The sequence below is a fragment of the Bifidobacterium kimbladii genome, from assembly GCF_032193675.1.
Taxonomy (GTDB): domain Bacteria; phylum Actinomycetota; class Actinomycetes; order Actinomycetales; family Bifidobacteriaceae; genus Bombiscardovia; species Bombiscardovia kimbladii.
On sequence record NZ_JASTZZ010000001.1, the window covers coordinates 142356 to 161790 of the forward strand.

The following is a 19435-nucleotide window of genomic DNA, read 5'->3' on the forward strand; positions in this document are numbered from 1 at the left end:
AGGACCGTGGCCCATCGATGGTCGTTAGGTCGAATATCGGACTATTTTCTGCGCTATCAGCAGTATATGTCGCGGCCATCCCGGCAGGAAGACCGTGTGTGACCCAGCGGATCGGACAGGTCCACAACCCTAGTATTAGACTCCTTATCCGGCCCCGGCTCCTCAAGAATGACACGACTCCAGGAGACGGCCCTAATCGCTTCAGGGCAACGGTGAAGCAGCTGGGAACGGCACCAGGCCCGGGTCTGCTCCGGCCCTTGGTCCATGGCCCTGGTGATCTGGTCGGAATCGACCAGTCGCAGAACAGATCCTCTGAGTCGCCAGGGCAGGTCACGGCCGGGGTCCACCCGTGCCCAAGCCAGATCCAGGGCCGCCAGACGGGGATCCGACCAGTCCGATATGGACCGGCGGCGACGCAGACGCTCCAGGAGCTGCCATTTGAGCAACCATTCTAATCTGCCTGCCTGGTCGTGCATAGCCAGACGGGCCTCGTTGTCGCCCGAACGCACTGCAGCCAGATCTTCGAGCACCTGGTCCCAGAGGTTCAGAACCCGGTCCTCGGCACAGCCTGGCCTGTCGGCATCGCGCCTGGCTTGGCGGGCCGCATCCAGCAATGCCCTTTGGATGGTCAGCGCATCGACGAACCCTCCGTTTGCCAGGGCCATGGGTTTGGCCAGGGTGACATCACGAGAAACCATGTGCAAGGCCGACACCGGATCATCCAGCGTCCAACGATCCAGCAGTTCATCGATCTGGCTGGTCGAATCGCCCTCAGACTCCAAGAGCCCCAGCAGCAGATCGGTCGTTCCCAGCTTGAGGACCAGGGGCGCATCCAACCGGTTGGCATCACCCACGATCACGTGGAGGCGCCGGCTACCCGGCCCGGCATGTGACTCGTCCCGGGTATTGATGATCGGTCGTCCGAAGGTGGTCTGCAGCCCAATGCGGCTGGTCAGATAGTCGGCACGCTGGCTGAGCTGAAAGCCGACCTCCTCGCTCCTGGGCCCCAGACCCACTCTGCCCGAGCCGGTGTAGATCTGCCGGGTGACGAAATGAATGGTCATCAGGGCCGCCACCCTGGCGAAGGGCACCGCCCTGTCCATCAGATAGTTCTCATGGGATCCCCAGGCGGCGCCCTTGCCGTCCACGTTGTTCTTGTAGAGAGCCAGACCTCCGGCCCTTTCTGCGGCCTGGGCCATCATTCGGTCACCCGCGCGGTCCTGAACCAGCGCGTCGAAGGCATTCACCGTTTCCGCCGAGGCATACTCTGGGTGGGCATGATCCACGTAAATCCGCGCGCCATTGGGAGCTGCCACATCGATCAGCCGGGCGCCGGGCGCATCAGTGAGCATGCTCGGAGCGGCAGCGGAACGCGGCAGCCGACCTCCCCTGGCATCATTGACCGGGTCCTCTTCCCCATAGTCCCAGCGGATGTGCGCCAAGGCCGGCTGGGCGGCAGCCCTTACCAGACGCAGGGCCAGAGCACGTGGATCAGCGCCGGGATCCTGGGGGTCGGCAATGGCGTACTCCGTCTCGGTACCCATAACCCGCCCGGCATTCATGATCGCTCCCCTGGCCCGTCGACCGGGCGAACCTCTTGAACCTGCCCGGGGCGCAGTCCTGCCAGATCGGCCCACCGGTCCGGATCCTGTCCGCTGAGCTCCTCCAGAGTTTCCTCGTACTGCCCACGGACCGCCCTCATGCAGAATCCACGGTCGAGACCCACCTGTCGACCCTGTTCGATGGAGGCCTTGACCGCCGTGGTCTTGACCCGATCAACCAGGTTGTGGAGCATGGCGCCGGAGACCACAGACTCCAGGTAGAGCGGCTGCCAGCGGCCCGTGGCATCCATGACCTTGCCCAGCAGGTGGTCATCATCCCGGGCGAAGAGTCCGTCAACCAGCACCTGGATCAGCTCCTCCGGCCCGGCATCATCCTGCATGGGCATGTCGGAGCCCAGATACTTGCCCAAGATAGCGGCCGACCTGGTCCTGTCGGGCCGATCGATGCGGATCTTGACATCCAGCCGTCCTGGGCGCAGAACCGCCGGGTCGATCATGTCGATGCGGTTGGAGGCGCCGATGACCATGACCTGGTCCAGAGACTCGACACCGTCCAGCTCGGTCAGGAACTGGGGGACGATGGTGGTCTCCACATCCGATGAGATGCCCGATCCTCGAGTTCGCAGCAGGGCATCCATCTCGTCGATGAAGACCACCACGGGTCCGCCTTGGCCTGCCAGGCTGCGGGCTCGCGCGAACAGGCGGCGGATCAGCCGTTCCGATTCGCCCACGAACTTGTTGAGCACCTCGGGGCCCTTGACCGACAGGAAGACCCCGTGACCGTCGCTCTCCTGGGCCAGGGCGCGGGCCAGGGCCTTGGCGATCATGGTCTTGCCATTGCCGGGCGGCCCGTAAAGCAGGACACCCTTGGGGGCCTGAAGCCCATAACGGCGCATCAGATCGGCATGCTGGAAGGGCAGCTGGACCGCATCACGGATGCGCTCGATCTGCCTGTCCAGGCCGCCAATATCAGAGAAGTCCACGTCAGGAGTCTCCTCCAGCAGCATGTCGGACTGGTCCGACTCAGGCAGCACAGCCAGGGCCATCGAACAGCTTTCGTCCATGAGCAAGGCACTGCCCGCCTCGATGGGCTGGTCCTGCAGAGAGCCCGCACGCGCAGCGACGCGGGTCTGCCCGGAGGGGTCTTCCACCAGCAGAGCACCGGATTCCAAGGTCTCCCGCAGCGTGCGGACCTGCCCGGTCACCGGCTGATCGCCCACACGCACCACCACCATGTCGGCGTTGAGCAAAACCTCCTGGCCGGCCCTGATCCGCTCGGCGTGGATATTGGGCGCCAGGGGCACCACCATCCGACGCGAGCCGTTCAGGATCAGCAGCCGGGCCTGTTGCACCCCCTGGCTGTCGTAGGCCACAGAATCCACCCCCAAGGCCAGGGCGATTGTCAGGGGCGGCTGAGCCAACTGGGCCAGCTGGCTCTTGGCCTTGGACAGCTCTTTCGCAGCCCTGGTCAGCGCCGCAGCCAGGGCACGGTTGCGCCGATCCCCGGCCAGATCCTGGGCATTTGCATCCTCGGCCTGCTCCTTGTCGGCCTGGTCAGCATCATCAGACTGCATGGCTTTCCTCCTTCATTCGCCCCTGGAATCCCCGCATGGCCTGGACAGCCAGCCGGTGGAAGAATTCAGCTGCAGCGGGCCCCGTCTTCCAAGCGAGCGCCACGTGCCCAGTCCATGGCCTGCATGGCGCGTTTGCCGGCAGCCTTGACCACCTGCAGCTCCAGAGGCAGGGTCTTGGTGCCCACCCAGAGGTGGCGACGATCCATTGCCAGCCGACCCGGCTCCAGATGCGAGGGAAGACCAGGCTCATCCCCTCGGGCCGGAGCCGCCCTGAGCACGGTCAGCCCTGTCTGCCTGTCCTGCGGGTCATCGCCTTGCCGATACAGACACCAGGCTCCCGGTTCCGGGCTGCAGGCCCGAACCTGCCGATCCAGGGCAAAGACGGGCACATCGAAACGCATGTGGGCATCCTGGTGGGTGATTTTGGCGGCCACCTGGTAGGCGCCCTGCGTCTGCGCCTTGGGTTGAATCCGACCTTCCGCAAGGGCCTCCAGGCTGGCAGCCAGCAGGTGGGACCCATCCTCGGCCAGGCGATCCAGCAGCTCGCCCGATGTCTCGTGCGGCCCGATTTCCACCGTTGACTGGGCCAGGACGGGCCCCTCATCCATGCCGGCCGTCAGCCTGAAGACCGTGGCGCCAGTGATGGTATCCCCGGCCCAGATGGCCCGTTGGACCGGAGCTGCCCCCCGCCACTGCGGCAGCAGGGAAAAGTGCAGGTTGTACCATCCACCATCAAAGGCGTCCAGGACCGGCTGACGCAGGATCCGTCCGTAGGCCACAACGGCCGCACAGCTGGCGCCTGTATCCTGCAGACGGGCCGGAAAATCCGGATCGGATGGATTGTTCTCAAGAACGGGGATCCCCAGCCTGAGGGCCTCGGCTTTGACCGGACTGGGATGCAGATGCCTTCCACGCCCCTGGGGGGCGTCGGGTCTGGTGAGCACGGCAGCAACCCGGAAATGCTGCTGATCGGCCGCCAGCAGTCTCAGCGATGGCAAGGCGACCTGGGGTGTGCCTGCAAACAGCAATGTCATGACCATATCGGCAATCTCCTTTTCATCTGACGGCTTCGGACCTCTGCACGTTCACTGGACCTGAGGAATGTTCACCCCGGCCTCGATCAGGGCGGTGCGCAGCCCGTAGGGGTTGCTGAATCGCAGGCTGCGGATGCCGGCCTTGTTGGCGCCGACCACATTCATACCCTTGTCATCCACGAAGAGGGTTCTGCCAGCCTGGATTCCGAACTGATCCAGGGCGTACCGGTAGATGGCCGGGTCAGGCTTGCGCATGTGGATGGGCCCGGAGACCACCACCCCGTCCAGCCTATGCAGGAAGGAGTCGCCGTCCCAGGCGTGATGGAAGAGCTCGGCGCCCCAGTTGGTCAGCCCCCAGACACCCAGGCCTGCCGCCTTCAGATCCTCCACCAACATGCGTGCACCGGGCACCGGGCCGGCCAGTGAATCGACGAAGTGGTCACAGTAGTAGGCGAACATGGCATCCCAAGGAGCCCCGCAGTTGTCGGCCACCCAGTCACGGGCCTGGGCGCAGGTGGCTCCGCCGTCCATCATGTTGTTGGCCCGGTAAAAGCCGGAACGGCTGTCATCCAGCATGGCCTCGATACTCCTGCGCCCATAGCGGGCCACCATGGCCATCTCGGGCTGCCAACGAATCAGGACGTTGCCGAAATCGAAGATGACCTGCTCTATAGGCTGACCCTGAGCCTGTGCCGCCGCCTGCTCGGCCTGGATCACATCGGCCTCAACCCGGATCTCGCCCGGCCATCCTTTCATGACTCTCCGCCTTTCCTGAATCCGTTCATATGCGCCTCTGCCTGCGCCCCCTCATGAAACCACGCCGCATAGACCCGTACATAGCCACCGGAACGGCAGTCAGGTCAGATCCTTGGGATCCATTCGGAAATGCAGCTCTCCTCGCCCGCGACCGGCCACATACTTGGCCTGAGCCTGCTTGAGATCGTCAGCCAGCTTATCCCGGCGGCTGGTGGACACCCGAACCAGGGCTCGGACCCTGTCCTGGGTTCCCTCCAGATAGCCAGCCTTCAGCGTGGAGGGCGCGGGGATGGGCACAGGCCCAAGCAGGGCAGGAACAGACTCAGGACCGGCATCGGTTACTGCCTCCTGACCCGGTGCAATCCCGACGGCGTCCAGCATCGAGACGACGGCCTCCCTTTCACCCCATATTGCAGCCATACCGACCGCAGGGGGCATGGCAGTGAGCCGACGGTCCCCCAGATCGGCGGCGGCCAGTACCGGCCCCTGCCAGGTCATCAGCGCCTGGGCCAGCTGGGGATCGCATTCCCCCAGCAGGAGCACCTGACCGCCCTGGGCCCGGGAGCGGCAGAAGGAGGCCACGCGCATCCAGGCTCCCAGGGTATCCATACGCGCATCGACGCCAGGGGCATACAGGCTGGTCCAGGCGTCCAGAATGGCCACGGCCCGGTATCCTCGCGATAGCCGGGGCAGATCCGAATCGCCAGTGTCCTTATTGCTGCCATCCATGCTCGAGGCGACCACTCTGGGCTCGGCGCCTGGTGTGGCGATGACCAGACTGGGACGCTCCTGTATGCGCTCGACCACCCCGCGGGGCTGACTGGGCGAAGAGATGACGATGGGCACATTTCTGAAGAGCATGCGCAGCTCCTGGGCCGTCCCAGCGGCGCCTACCCTGACCACCCGAAGCCGTGAACCCCCGCAGTCAGGACAGGACCAGTCCGTAGCCGCAGCCCCGCACCAAGCGCATCGGGGCGCGCCAGGCCGCCTGGCCCGCAAAGGTCCGGTGCAACGGGGGCAACGAGCCTGATGATGGCAGCGAGCGCAGCTCAGGCTTTCGAAGATGCCATCCTGCGGGATGGACAGCAGAACCGGACCACGCTCCAAGGCTTTGTTGATGACGGCGACGGCGGTATGAGGAACTCGGGCGCCCATGGTCGGGTCGGCCAGATGGCTCAGCTCCTCCCGGTTCAGCCAACGGATCCAGGGCAGCAGGGTCGTCACTGCAGACCGATCAAGTGTCAGAGCAGTGCCTGGACCGGTCACGCCAGAGTCCGCTTCGGTGGCCTCTGGCTGACTCTCCCAGTGGGAACGCACGCTTCTGGCACGCGCCATGGCCAGGAAGACGCCGCCGTGGGCGCGTGCCCGCAACCTCAGCACTCCGCGGGCGTTGGCGTAGGGCATCATCCCATCGGCGTACTGGTAGCTGGCATCGTCCATCAGAGCGAAGAGGGCGGGACCCTCCACCGGGGCGTACATGGCTGCCCGCAGCCCAATAGCGCAGCGGACTTGGCCGGAGGCCAGCGCAAGGTAGGCCCTGTAGCGCTCGGCAGGAGCCATGCCGCTGTCCAGAATGGCGAAATCACCAGACCAGCCGTGAGCCTCCTGTTGACCAGGACCGGCGGCAACAGGTGGGCCAAAGGGGCGCAACCCCAGCTGCTCAAGGACTGCGGACAGATGAGCCACCTGACGGGTGCCTGGCAGCACCATAACTGCCGACCGTCCGGCCAGCAGGGCACCTATCAGCACCCTGGCAGCCAGGAGGGCGGCCTGGTCCATACCGGGCAGAATGTCGATCAGATAGGCGGTGAACGTATCCTCTTCCAGTGACCGATCCAGTTTCTCCAGCCCCTGATAGCCTGAATCAAGCCTCTGTTTCAGACCCCGCTGCCGCTGGTCCAGCCCGGCCACCCAGGCGGGGTCAGAAGCCAACCGAGGCTGACCGGGAACCAGCTGCTGCTCCTTGTCGATGCGGGCCACACGAGGGGGCAAAGCCAGCCGCAGAATGTTGGCCTCGGTTCCCCCGTAGGCCTTGGCGATAGCAGTGATGTCCGCGCGCAGGGAAGGTGAGATCAGGCTGCGATCCAGCACCACTCGCTCCAGGAAACGCAGAGAGGCGCGGGGAACCTGGCTGTCTGCCACACGTTCCCAGATGATGCCGTTGACCCTGCGCGCTCCGAACCTGACGCGAACCAGGCATCCCGGCTGTGCATGATCGTCCTGGTCCGCATCCACCAGATAATCGAAGGTCCCGCCCAGATGAGTGGCCTGCACATCCAGCACCACCCGTGCCACAGGGAGTTCATCGGCCGGTCGGCGCGGAGGTTTCTTTCGACTGCTACTCGAACGACGGCGCGGAGCGAGACCGTCCAGGGCGGGCTGACTGACGTCCTGCGAATCCATGGCTCCTCCCCTCGCTTTCACAATGAAGAGAGCCACGGCGGATTCCCCAGTCGATGACCCGGGAATCCGCCGTGGCTCTTGATGAACAGCTGCTACCTGGTCATGCCGATGGCGGCCTTGAGCTCGCCCACCTTGTCCACCTGCTCCCAGGTGAAGTCGGGATCCTCCCGGCCGAAGTGCCCATAGGCTGCAGTCTTGGCGTAAATGGGCCTCAACAGGTCCAGCTCATCGATGATGGCAGCAGGCCGCAGGTCGAAGACCTCGCGCACAGCCTCCTGGATCTGCTCCCGGCTGACCCCCTGCTCGGTGCCGTAGGTCTCCACGTTGACGCTGACCGGTTCGGCCACGCCAATGGCATAGGCCACCTGGACCTCGACCTTGTGCGCCAGTCCAGCGGCCACGATGTTCTTGGCTACCCAACGCGCGGCGTAGGCGGCGGACCGGTCGACCTTGCTGGGATCCTTGCCGGAAAAGGCGCCGCCTCCATGATGGGCCGCACCTCCGTAGGTGTCCACAATGATCTTGCGCCCGGTCAGTCCTGCGTCAGCCGCAGGGCCGCCCAGAATAAAGGAACCGGTAGGATTGACCAGCACCCGGTAGCCCTGGTGCTCGACGGCCTGGCCGCAGACGCGATCCAGCACGGGCGTGATGACGTGCTCCATCAATTGCTCCTGCAGCCAGTCATGCCCTACCTCGGGATCATGCTGGGTGGAGATGAGAACCGTGTCCACCCGGCGGGGCCGGTCATCCTGATCGTATTCGATGGTGACCTGGGTCTTGCCGTCGGGGCGCAGGTGGGGGATGATCCCTTCCTTGCGCACCTGTGCCAGCCGGAAGGCCAGCTGATGGGCCAGATAGATGGGCAGGGGCATGAGCGTGTCGGTCTCGTCGCAGGCGTACCCGAACATGACCCCCTGGTCACCGGCCCCCTGGGACTGGTAACGCTCCTCACGGGTGGCAGCGCTCTCCTGGCTGGCCGACAGCCGTTCCACACCCTGGTTGATTTCCTTGCTCTGCTCGCTCAGAGCCACGGTCACGCCGCAGGAATCCGCGTCCAGCCCGATTTCGGATGAGGTGTAGCCGATCCTGCGCAGCACCGACCGGACCTGGGACTGAATATCCGTGTAGCCCTGGGACGAGACCTCTCCGAAGACGAAGAAGAGGCCAGTGGCCGCCGAGGTCTCCACAGCCACATGGGAGTGCGGATCCTGGGCGATCAGATCGTCCAGAATGGCATCGGAAATCTGGTCGCAGACCTTGTCTGGATGGCCCTCGGTCACTGATTCAGCCGAAATCAGCCGTCGCTCTGTCATTTCATTCACCTTTGTCTAGAAACCGTCACTGTCCGAGGACCCTGCACTGAGAGTCGAAGACTCAGTTGCCTTCGCTCAGATCATCCTCACCCAGGGTCTCTTCAAGCAGGCCCTCGTTGATCTCACGGAAGGCGATGGACAGGGGCTTCTCCTGGTTCTGGTACTCAACCAGCGGACCGACGTTCTGCAGCAGGCCCTCATTGAGCTGTGTGAAATAGGAATTGATCTGACGGGCCCGCTTGGCCGCGAAGATAGAGAGCGCATACTTCGAATCGGCGTGCTTCATGAGATCGTCGATGGGAGGATTCGCAAATCCCTGCGGATGGGGCTCGGTACCGAATGCCATAAGATGTTTCTCCAATTCAACTGGATGAACCATTCATTCAATCTGAATGATTTTACCGCCCGGGCTCGATTTTAGCCTGGGATACTTCTCTGCCGGGGAAAGCAGGGCGGAAACCTCGGAAATTCCAACATGTGGTCATGTTCAAACCGTTGATGCCTGCGATCACTTGAATAAAACTATGCAGATGCGATCAGCCAAATTAATGAAGGAACGAGAGTTCGCGGGCGCCCGTGCTCTCTATCGTGCCGCTGGCGTCAAGGGTGAGGACTTCGGCAAGCCCATCGTGGCCATCGCCAACTCCTTCTCCGAGTTCGTGCCCGGCCACGTCCACCTGAACAAGGTGGGGCGCTTGGTCTCCAAGGCCGTCAAGGAAGCGGGCGGCATCCCCCGCGAGTTCAACACCATCGCCGTGGACGACGGCATCGCCATGGGCCATACGGGCATGCTCTACTCTCTGCCCAGCCGCGACCTGATTGCGGACGCTGTGGAGTACTCGGTCAACGCCCACTGCGCCGATGCCCTGATCTGCATTTCCAACTGTGACAAGATCACCCCTGGCATGCTCATGGCCGCTCTGCGTCTGAACATTCCCACAGTCTTCGTCTCCGGCGGCCCCATGGAGGCCGGACGGACTGTCATGCCCGACGGGACAGTCCAGGAGAGCACGGATCTGATCGACGTCATGTACGCCTCGGCCGACGACAGCATCGACGATGCTGGCCTGCTGGCCCTGGAGAAGACGGTCTGCCCCACCTGTGGATCCTGCGCCGGCATGTTCACCGCCAACTCCATGAACTGCCTGACCGAGGCCATGGGTCTGGCCCTGCCCGGCAACGGCACCACCCTGGCCTCGCACACAGCGAGGAAGATGCTCTTTGAGCGAGCCGGCAAGCTGGTCGTGGAGATCGCCAACCGGTACTACCAGGATGATGACGACTCGGTGCTGCCGCGTTCCATCGCCACCAAGAAGGCCTTCGAAAACGCCATGACCATGGATGTGGCCATGGGCGGATCCACCAACACCGTCCTGCACATCCTGGCTGCCGCACAGTCAGCGGATGTGGACTTCACCCTGGACGACATCGAGCGCATCTCCCACACGGTCCCCTGCATCTGCAAGGCCTCTCCCTCCGGAGACTGGGAGATATCCGACGTCCACCGGGCCGGCGGCATCTGCGGCATCCTGGGCGAGCTGGACCGTGGCGGAGTACTGCACAAGGACACGCATTCCATCGACTACCCGGATCTGGAGTCCAAGCTCAACGACTGGGACATCATGCGCCCCACCTGCCTGGACCAGGCCAAGGAACTCTACCACGCAGCGCCCGGGCACATCGCCTCCCCCGAGCCCTTCAACCAGTCCAAGGAATGGGAGGATCTGGACACCGACCGCGCCAATGGTGCCATTCACGACCTGGATCACCCGGCCGTCTCCGAAGGCGGTCTGGCCATATTGCGCGGCAATCTGGCCCCCGATGGCTGCGTGGTCAAGACCGCCGGCGTGCCCAAGGAAATCTGGAACTTCCGTGGACCGGCCCTGGTGGTCGAATCGCAGGAGCAGGCTGTGGAGGTCATACTCAATGGCACCCTGCACAAGGGGCAGGCCCTGGTCATCCGTTACGAGGGACCCAAGGGCGGCCCGGGCATGCAAGAGATGCTCTACCCCACCTCATTCGTCAAGGGCAAGGGCATCGGCAAGGACGTGGCCCTGCTGACCGACGGTCGCTACTCCGGCGGGTCATCAGGCCTGGCCATCGGCCATATCGCTCCTGAAGCAGCCAACAAGGGCCCCATCGCCCTGATCCGCAACGGCGACATGATCCGCATCGACATCCCCAACCGGCGTGTAGACGTCGAGCTGAGCGATGAGGAACTCGCCCAGCGCCGCGCTGAGCTGGAGGCCGGCGAAGGCTATGTGGCCCACAGGGATCGCAAGGTCTCCCTGGCACTGAAGGCCTACGCCGCCTTCGCCCGCTCAGCAGACAAGGGCGCCACCCGCGACCCTGATCTGATCAACCGACTGTCGGGGCTGGACTGACAGACCAAAATCCCCCAATCGGGCTTTCACTCGATTGGGGGATTTTTTTGACTCTTCTGGAGTAAAGGGCAGGTGCTCAGAGACCGTATTCCTTGGCGATTACCGACCAGAGCGCCTGAGCGGCTTTATCCACACTATCATTGACTATGACCTGATCGAACTGATCCTCTGAGGCCAGCTCCACCTTGGCGGTCTCCAGCCTTCGGGACCGCTGCTCCTCATTCTCGGTTCCCCGCATGTTCAGCCTGGTGACCAGGTCCTGGAATGACGGCGGCGCCAGGAAGACGTAGAACACCTCCAGGCCCAGCTCCCCCGCCCGCTGGCGGACACGATGCGCCCCCTGCAGGTCGATCTCCAGAATCGTGGGCACCCCTGCTGCCAGATGGTCCAGGACCGGCTGCAACGGGGTGCCATAGTGGGACATGCCATGAACCAGGGCGGTCTCCAGAAAATCTCCGGCAGCCTCCCTGCGGGCGAATTCCTGCTCATCCATGAACCAGTAGGTGATGCCGTCCTTTTCGCCCGGACGCGGTGCCCGAGTGGTGGCCGAGACAGAGACCCAAACCTCCGGGTGGGCATGACGCAGAGCTGCCTCCACAGTGCCCTTGCCCACAGCCGTAGGCCCCGTCAACACGATCAGCCGGCCGCCCGTCTCCCCCGGCCCCCCGGTCTGTGCTCCCGAAGAGTCCTGACTCGACATGTCGGCACCGTTGATCGCTGACACGGCCACTTCCTTTCCTTAAAGGTCACCCTCCGGCCTAGCTGGGCCGGAACATGGGTCAATCATATAGCGAGCACCTACCTGGCCTTCTCCAGCTCCAGCAGCCGGGCCGCGTGCTCCTGTATGCTCATGACCTCGTAGTCGTCCTTTTTGACCACATCAATGGCCATCAGAGCGGCTGAGAATTCGGTGATGGTAGTGAACTGCGGCAGATCGGCGGCAATGGCGGCAACTCGGATCAGATAGCCGTCGGAGCGCGAACCTCTTGAGCTAGGCGTGTTGAGGATCATGTCAATGGCCCCATCCTCAATCAACTGGACAGGATTTCGGCCCATATGCCTTACTCCATCGGCATCTGTGAAGGCCTGACCCGGCTCTTCAGCATCGCTGATCTTGTCGACAACGGCCACATCAAAACCGTACCGACGCAGGACAGAGGCCGTGCCACGGGTGGCGCAGATGCTGAAGCCCTGCTCCAGCAGACGGGCTGCCAGCATGGGCAGCTGGCGCTTGTCTGCGTCATTGACCGATAGGAAGACGACCCCGCTGGTGGGCAGACCTCCTTGATAGGCGGCCAGCTGGCTCTTGGCGAAAGCGTGGGGAAAGTCCCGATCGAAGCCCATGACCTCTCCAGTGGAACGCATCTCCGGACCCAGCAAAATATCCACAGTCCGACCCACCGGAGTTCGGAAGCGCTTGAATGGCAGGACGGACTCCTTGACCGCCACAGGCTGGCCGACACGGACCATGCCGCCGTCGCCGACAGGCAAGAGCAGCCCGTTGACTCGTTGCTGGGCGATGGACTCCCCCACCATGATACGGGCCGCAGCCTTGGCCAGCGCCGCACCCGTTGCTTTGGAGGCAAATGGGACGGTCCGGGATGCGCGGGGATTGGCCTCGATCACATAGAGAGTGTTGGCCATGAAGGCATACTGAACATTGATTAGCCCCTGGACCCCACAACCTTGGGCTATTGCCAGGGTAGCCTGCCGCAACCGGTTGATCTGGTCGTCGGAAAGCGTGGAGGGCGGCAGGGTGCAGGCGGCATCGCCGGAGTGGACTCCGGCCTCTTCAACATGCTCCATGATTCCGCCGATATAGAGCTCCTGCCCGTCATAGAGGGCGTCCACATCGATCTCAATGGCGTCCTGAAGGAACTTGTCAATCAACAGGGGCGAGGGCAGACGGCCGGAGACCACCGTATCGGCCTTGGCCTCCTCCAGGGCGCGATCCACGTAAGTGTTCAGCTGTTGGTCATCATAGACGATCTCCATGCCTCGCCCGCCCAGCACGTAGGAGGGCCTGACCAGAACCGGGTAGCCGATGGCATGTGCTGCATCTCTGGCCTCATCCAGGGAAAGGGCGGTGCCGTAACGGGGAGCGTTCAGATGTTCCTTGCTGAGCACCTGACCGAAGAGCTCACGGTTCTCGGCAAGGTCGATGGATTCGGGACTGGTCCCCAGAATGGGCACCCCGGCTGCCTTGAGCCTTGCCGCCAGGGACAGGGGCGTCTGACCGCCCAGCTGGACGATGACCCCTTTGACAGGTCCCATGGCCTTCTCAGCCCGGTAGATCTCCAGAACATCCTCGAAGGTCAGCGGCTCGAAATAGAGCCTGTCCGACATGTCATAGTCGGTTGAGACCGTCTCGGGATTGCAATTGACCATGATGGTGTCATAGTCCTTGCCCAGCTCCTGGACGGCGTGCACGCAGGTGTAGTCGAACTCGACTCCCTGGCCGATCCGGTTGGGTCCCGAACCCAGGATGATGACCGCTTCGCGCTGACGGGGTCGCAGCTCGGACTCGTCGGCGTAGCAGGAGTAGTAGTAGGGCGTGACCGCATCGAACTCAGCTGCGCAGGTGTCCACGGTCTTGTAGACAGGATGAAGGCCGAAGGCCCAGCGAAGCTCCCTGACGACCGCCTCGCCTTGGTCGCCCATACCGCGCAGGTGAGCGATCTGCAGGTCGCTCAGTCCCGATTGCTTGGCCCGGCGCAGCAGGTCCTCATCCAGGACTTCGGACTGGCGCACCTGAAGGGCCAGCTCGTTGATCATGCTGATCTGCTCCAGGAACCAAGGATCGATTCTGGTGGCCTGGTGAACCTGCTCCACGGTAGCTCCGCCCCAGAAGGCCCGCTGAATCTGCAGGTAGCGGTGCTCGGTGGGAGTGTGCATGGCCTCCAGCAGCTGGTCGGTCTCGGCCTGGTCGGGCCGGGGGCCATCCCAGGAGAAGGTCATGTGCCGCTTGTCGATGGAGCGCATGGCCTTGCCCAGGGACTCGCGGAAATTGCCAGCCAGGGCCATGGCCTCGCCCACGGACTTCATCGAGGTGGTCAGGGTCGTATCCGCCCCGGGGAATTTCTCGAAGGTGAAACGCGGAATTTTGGTGACCACATAGTCGATGGTCGGTTCGAAGGAGGCAGGCGTTGAGCGGGTGATGTCGTTCTCGATCTCATCCAGGGTGTATCCCAGGGCCAACTTGACTGCGATCTTGGCGATGGGAAAGCCGGTGGCTTTGGAAGCCAGAGCCGAGGAGCGTGAAACACGCGGATTCATTTCGATGACGATGATCCGGCCGTTCTCCGGGTTGACGGCGAACTGGATATTGCAGCCGCCCGTGTCCACCCCCACGCCGCGAATGATGGCGATGCCGATGTCACGCATCCGCTGATACTCCCGGTCGGTCAGAGTGAAGACCGGAGCCACAGTGATGGAGTCCCCGGTGTGCACGCCTACCGGATCCACATTCTCAATGGGGCAGACCACGACCACATTGTCCAGGCGATCGCGCATAAGCTCCAGCTCATATTCCTTCCACCCCTCAATGCCTTCCTCCAGAAGGATCTCATCAGTGGGCGAATAGTGGATGCCTGCACCGGCGATCCGCCTCAGCTCCTCGCGATCATGGGCGATTCCAGAGCCCAGGCCGCCCATGGTGAAGGAAGGGCGAACGACCAGGGGGTAGCCGAGTTCGGCGGCTACTGCTTCGGCCTCATCCAGGCTGTGGGCGATGCGGGACTTGGCCGACTCGGCACCGGCCTGGTCCACCACCTGCTTGAAGAGCTCGCGGTCCTCTCCCCTGTCGATGGCCTCCAGGGAAGCGCCGATCAGCTCAACCCCGTAGCGTTCCAGCACGCCAGCCTTGCCCAGCTCCACGGCAGCGTTCAGAGCAGTCTGGCCGCCCAGGGTGGGCAGCAGCGCATCCGGCCGCTCCTTGGCAATGATCCGTTCCAGGAAGGGCAGGGCGATAGGCTCAATGTAGGTAGCATCGGCCATCTCAGGGTCCGTCATAATGGTGGCGGGATTGGAATTGACCAGGATGACGCGAATCCCTTCTTCGCGCAGCACCCGGCAGGCCTGGGTCCCTGAATAGTCGAACTCGGCCGCTTGCCCAATGACGATGGGCCCCGAGCCGATGACCATGACCGAATGGATGTCCTGCCGCTTAGGCATGTGCCTTCCCTCCCTTGGCGTCCTGCATCAACGTGACGAACCTGTCGAACAGATAGGAAGCATCGTGCGGACCAGCCGCCGCCTCCGGATGATATTGAACGGAGAATGCTGGAATATCCAGGCACTCCAGACCCTCGACCACTCCGTCGTTCAGATCGACATGAGAGACCCGGACACGACCATACCGGCCTTCGCCATAGGGCGAGGGCACCGGGTCTCCCTTGGGCGCCTTGACTGCGAATCCGTGATTATGGGCAGTAATCTCAACCTTGCCGGTGCTGAGATCCTTGACAGGCTGATTGATGCCGCGATGGCCAAATTTTAGCTTATAGGTCTCGAAGCCCAAGGCACGGCCCAGAAGCTGGTTGCCCAGGCAAATGCCGAAGAATGGCAGTCCGGCATCCAGGACCTGTCTGAGGAGCGACACCTCCTCGTCTGCGGTCGATGGATCGCCTGGACCGTTAGAAAAGAAAACTCCATCAGGCCCCAGGGCCTGTATCTGCTCAATAGTGGTATCCACGGGAAGTACGTGGACCCTACAGCCGCGCTCAGCCAATCTGTGAGGGGTCATGGACTTGATCCCCAGATCCACCGCTGCCACTGTACAAACAGGCTCTTTCCCCTCATGGTCTCCGGCTGGTTCGACGATATAGGACCTGTCCGTGCTGACCTCGCCGGTCAGGTGGGATCCACTCATCTGGGGAGCCGAACGGACCTGGTCAAGGAGTTCCTGCATGGTTCTGGGCCTGCCGCCGCCGTTGAGCATTGGGTCCGGGCCTGAAAAAATACCGGCCCGCATGACACCTGCAGAACGCAAGTGTCGCACGAGCCGGCGAGTGTCTATGTCGCTGATACCGACGATGCCCTGATCGACCAGCTGGTCATGGAGACTGCCTCGGGCCCGCCAGTTGCTGAAGTCGGGGCTGGGTTCCCGGACTACATACCCTGCCACCCAGATCCTGTCCGACTCCCCGTCCTGGTCATTGACACCGGTATTACCTATGTGGGGGAAGGTCTGCACAACGATCTGCCGAGCATAGCTGGGATCCGTCAGGGTTTCCTGATACCCCGTCATCCCGGTCGAGAAAACAATTTCACCTATGGTAGTGCCCACCGCTCCGAAGGCTCTCCCCAGATACACTTCCCCATCCTCAAGGATGAGCAAGGCCCTATTGGAGAAACGGCTATCGGAGGTGATGATGTTGGTGTCTTTCAGGTTCACCGAACCCCCTTGATTACCGCGGATATTCGCACCCATATTAATGACTCCTATGGATCATGTCGATCGAAGCATTCAAAAGATGGCTGGGTAAATCCTGCAGGTTGGACTGCTGGTCAACCAGTCTGAATATGGCAAAAGGCCGACCTGGTGCCATAACAGCTAGCGGGCATCGGTCGGCCTTTATTGGGATCATCGTTCAGTTGCTCGAAGGACGATCCGCATCGGGGGTCAGTTCCTCGGGCAAGGTCAGTTTCAGCTGGTCCAGACTGGGGGCGGACTGGTCGAGCGTATGGTCAGGGACCTGATCGGAATCTCCCTCTTCGGGTCCAATCGCGGCCGATTCCGAATCGCTGTCAGCATGAGCATCTTCAGAGCAGACATGCTCGGAGGCTGCGACCCTTGCTTTTGCCTTATCGGATTCATCATCCGAAACGTCCACATCGGCTTCTGCATCAGCCAGGGCAGCGATCCTACCGGCTTGCTCACGACGAGCTTGATGGTCATTCTTCTCCTGCTCCAGAGCACTCAGAACGCCGTGAATGAAGGCGGGGGCATCAGCATCCGACAGGGTCTTGGCCAGGGACAGGGCCTCATCAATGGCCACCTTGTCTGGAACCTCGGAGTTGTAGAGCATCTCCCAGGCGGCAATACGCAGAATATTGCGGTCAATGGCATGCATGCGGCTCAGCGGCCATCGGGTGGAATGGGCCTGCAGAGCCTCATCGATATCTCGACGGTGCTCTGCCACACCCTCAACGATGGTCACCGCATAAGCAGGCAGTGGTGTCTGCGCCCCCGGCCGAGCCTTGCGCTCCTCCAGCAGGGAGAGAAAATCCTGGCTCTTCTCATCGGCCTCATACAGGGTGTTCAAGGCCCGCTTGCGGGCTGTGGAACGTGCCATGGATGTGTGGTTTCCGCCTTGCTCAGTTCTCGCGGCCCAGGTAGGAGCCGTCGCGGGTGTCCACCTTGACCTTCTCGCCCTCGCCCACGAAGAGGGGCACCTGGATCTCCGCCCCGGTCTCCACAGTGGCAGGCTTCGTGCCGGCGTTGGAGCGGTTGCCCTGGACGCCCGGTTCGGTTGCAGTTACGGTCAGCACAACTGATGCAGGCAGCTCCACTGATAGGGGGTTGCCATCATGGAAGCTGATGATGCAGTCGGTGCCCTCAAGCAGGAAGCGTTCCTGATCGCCAACCAGGGTCTCGGGAATGTTGACCTGTTCGTAGGTGTTCATGTCCATGAAGACAAAGGAGTCGCCGTCCCGATAGGAGTACTGCATGGTCCGGTTGTCGACGGTCTCGAAGTCCATCTTCATGCCGGCGTTGAAGGTGCGGTCCACGATCTTGCCTGAGAGGACGTCCTTGATGGTCGTGCGCACGAAGGCCGGCCCCTTGCCCGGCTTGACGTGCTGGAACTTGATGACGGTCCAAAGCTTGCCGTCCAGGTTGATGACCGATCCGTTCTTGATGTCGTTGGAAGTCTGTGCCACCTTGATACCACCTCATTCTGATGAACGTTCCTTCGGAGGGCTCCTGGCCATCTGCCGAAAGCACCGGGCCACACAGGATCCGGCCCGCTCGCAATAAATCCTCGCCTATTATGCCACGGCGCATGAACACCGCACTCGGCCCAGTGGCGAATCTGGCCGGATATGGGCAGGGCCCGGAATCGCATGATGGATTCCGGGCCCCGTCATTGGATCGCGTCGACAAGCGACAGGCAATCCTACTCGATGATCTTGGTGACTCGACCTGAGCCGACCGTGTGGCCGCCTTCACGAACAGCGAAGGTCAGGCCCTCCTCCATGGCGACGGGCTGGATCAGCTCGACGGAGAAGGTGGCGTGATCGCCGGGCTGAACCATCTCCACGCCCTCGGGCAGGGTGATGACGCCGGTGACGTCGGTGGTCCGGAAGTAGAACTGCGGACGGTAGTTGGAGAAGAACGGCGAGTGGCGTCCGCCCTCGTCCTTGGTCAGCACGTAGACCTCGCCCTCGAACTTGTGGTGAGGGGTCACGGTGCCGGGAGCAGCCACGACCTGGCCGCGCTCGACGTCCTCACGGCCGATGCCGCGCAGCAGCAGACCGGTGTTGTCGCCAGCCTCGGCCTCGTCCATCTGCTTGTGGAAGGTCTCGATGGAGGTGACGGTGGTGGACTGGGTGTCGCGCAGGCCGACGATCTCCACGTTGGTGTTCACGGGCAGCTTGCCGCGCTCGACACGGCCGGTCACCACGGTGCCGCGGCCGGAGATGGTGAAGACATCCTCGATGGGCATCAGGAAGGGCTTGTCCAGGTCGTGGACCGGGGTGGGGATGTAGTCGTCGACGGCATCCATGAGGTCCTTGATGGTCTGGACCCACTTGTCGTGGTCAGGGGCATCGTCATGCAGGGCGCCGTAGGCGGAGGTGCGGATGACGGGGCAATCGCGGTCGAAACCGTTCTCGTCCAGCAGATCGCGGACTTCCTCCTCGACCAGCTCGATCAGCTCTTCGTCGTCGACCATGTCGCACTTGTTCAGGGCGACCAGGATCTTCGGCACGCCGACCTGGCGGGCCAGCAGAACGTGCTCGCGAGTCTGGGCCATGGGGCCGTCGGTGGCGGCGACCACCAGGATGGCGCCATCCATCTGAGCAGCGCCGGTGATCATGTTCTTGACGAAGTCGGCGTGCCCGGGGCAGTCCACGTGGGCGTAATGGCGCTTGGCGGTCTGGTACTCGATGTGCGCGATGTTGATGGTGATGCCGCGCTCCTTCTCCTCAGGAGCAGCGTCGATCTGGGCGAAATCGTACTCGGGGTTGACGTCCGGGTACTCCTCATGCAGCACCTTGGAGATGGCCGCGGTCAGGGTGGTCTTGCCGTGATCGACGTGGCCGATGGTGCCAATGTTAACGTGCGGCTTGGTCCGCTCGTACTTTTCCTTTGCCATTGTGTTTTGTCCTCCTGGACGTCTCGTAGGTTGCCTGCGCGAACCACGCACAGAGCACTCGCTACATATTACTGGGTTATCGGGTTCTTTG

The 19435-nt window shown here is 62.8% G+C and carries 14 protein-coding genes; 1 reads left to right on the forward strand and 13 read right to left on the reverse strand.

Features of this window, described 5'->3' with window-relative positions; genetic code table 11:
• Positions 1 to 56: 56 nt before the first annotated feature.
• The 7 genes from dop to rpoZ all read right to left on the reverse strand — a co-directional run bounded on the left by dop (position 57) and on the right by rpoZ (position 8988).
• Positions 57 to 1544, reverse strand: a complete 1488-nt coding sequence (dop, locus tag QRX41_RS00555) for a depupylase/deamidase Dop (protein WP_313838046.1) — start codon at positions 1542 to 1544, stop codon at positions 57 to 59.
• 14 nt (positions 1545 to 1558) lie between these two features.
• On the reverse strand, positions 1559 to 3136 hold the full coding sequence (gene arc, locus QRX41_RS00560) for a proteasome ATPase (RefSeq protein WP_313838048.1): 1578 nt from the start codon (positions 3134 to 3136) through the stop codon (positions 1559 to 1561).
• A 65-nt stretch (positions 3137 to 3201) separates the two neighbouring features.
• Complete coding sequence (gene fmt, locus QRX41_RS00565) at positions 3202 to 4176, reverse strand: methionyl-tRNA formyltransferase (RefSeq protein WP_313838050.1); 975 nt, start codon at positions 4174 to 4176, stop codon at positions 3202 to 3204.
• Between the two features lie 45 nt (positions 4177 to 4221).
• A complete protein-coding gene (locus QRX41_RS00570; RefSeq protein ID WP_313838052.1) occupies positions 4222 to 4926 on the reverse strand; it encodes an HAD family hydrolase in 705 nt (234 codons plus the stop codon).
• A gap of 99 nt (positions 4927 to 5025) precedes the next feature.
• On the reverse strand, positions 5026 to 7329 hold the full coding sequence (locus tag QRX41_RS00575; protein WP_313838054.1) for a primosomal protein N' family DNA-binding protein: 2304 nt from the start codon (positions 7327 to 7329) through the stop codon (positions 5026 to 5028).
• Positions 7330 to 7421: 92 nt separating this feature from the next.
• Entirely contained in the window at positions 7422 to 8642 is a 1221-nt protein-coding gene (gene metK, locus QRX41_RS00580) for a methionine adenosyltransferase (RefSeq protein WP_198189263.1), read from the reverse strand.
• Between the two features lie 61 nt (positions 8643 to 8703).
• The gene (gene rpoZ, locus QRX41_RS00585; RefSeq protein ID WP_015022131.1) at positions 8704 to 8988 is read right to left on the reverse strand and encodes a DNA-directed RNA polymerase subunit omega; all 285 of its coding nucleotides are present in this window, start codon (positions 8986 to 8988) and stop codon (positions 8704 to 8706) included.
• 178 nt (positions 8989 to 9166) lie between these two features.
• On the opposite strand from rpoZ, the gene ilvD reads away from it, so the two are divergent.
• On the forward strand, positions 9167 to 11026 hold the full coding sequence (gene ilvD / locus QRX41_RS00590; RefSeq protein WP_313838058.1) for a dihydroxy-acid dehydratase: 1860 nt from the start codon (positions 9167 to 9169) through the stop codon (positions 11024 to 11026).
• Positions 11027 to 11102: 76 nt separating this feature from the next.
• Here the strand turns inward: ilvD and gmk are convergent, their stop codons facing one another.
• The 6 genes from gmk to tuf form a co-directional block, all read right to left on the reverse strand.
• Positions 11103 to 11726 carry a guanylate kinase gene (gmk, locus tag QRX41_RS00595; RefSeq protein WP_313838682.1) on the reverse strand — a complete coding sequence of 208 codons (624 nt, stop codon included), beginning with the start codon at positions 11724 to 11726 and terminating at the stop codon, positions 11103 to 11105.
• A 98-nt stretch (positions 11727 to 11824) separates the two neighbouring features.
• Entirely contained in the window at positions 11825 to 15199 is a 3375-nt protein-coding gene (carB, locus tag QRX41_RS00600; protein ID WP_313838060.1) for a carbamoyl-phosphate synthase large subunit, read from the reverse strand.
• Positions 15192 to 16457: a glutamine-hydrolyzing carbamoyl-phosphate synthase small subunit gene (gene carA / locus QRX41_RS00605; RefSeq protein WP_232349499.1), complete on the reverse strand. Its 1266-nt coding sequence runs from the start codon at positions 16455 to 16457 to the stop codon at positions 15192 to 15194. The genes carB and carA overlap by 8 nt, the downstream gene beginning before the upstream one ends.
• 160 nt (positions 16458 to 16617) lie before the next feature.
• Positions 16618 to 17322, reverse strand: coding sequence for a transcription antitermination factor NusB (gene nusB, locus QRX41_RS08440; RefSeq protein WP_045924654.1), 705 nt, complete (start codon positions 17320 to 17322; stop codon positions 16618 to 16620).
• 22 nt (positions 17323 to 17344) lie between these two features.
• Positions 17345 to 17908: an elongation factor P gene (efp, locus tag QRX41_RS00615; RefSeq protein ID WP_045924655.1), complete on the reverse strand. Its 564-nt coding sequence runs from the start codon at positions 17906 to 17908 to the stop codon at positions 17345 to 17347.
• Positions 17909 to 18144: 236 nt separating this feature from the next.
• Complete coding sequence (tuf, locus tag QRX41_RS00620; protein ID WP_015022138.1) at positions 18145 to 19344, reverse strand: elongation factor Tu; 1200 nt, start codon at positions 19342 to 19344, stop codon at positions 18145 to 18147.
• Between the last annotated feature and the right edge of the window lie 91 nt (positions 19345 to 19435).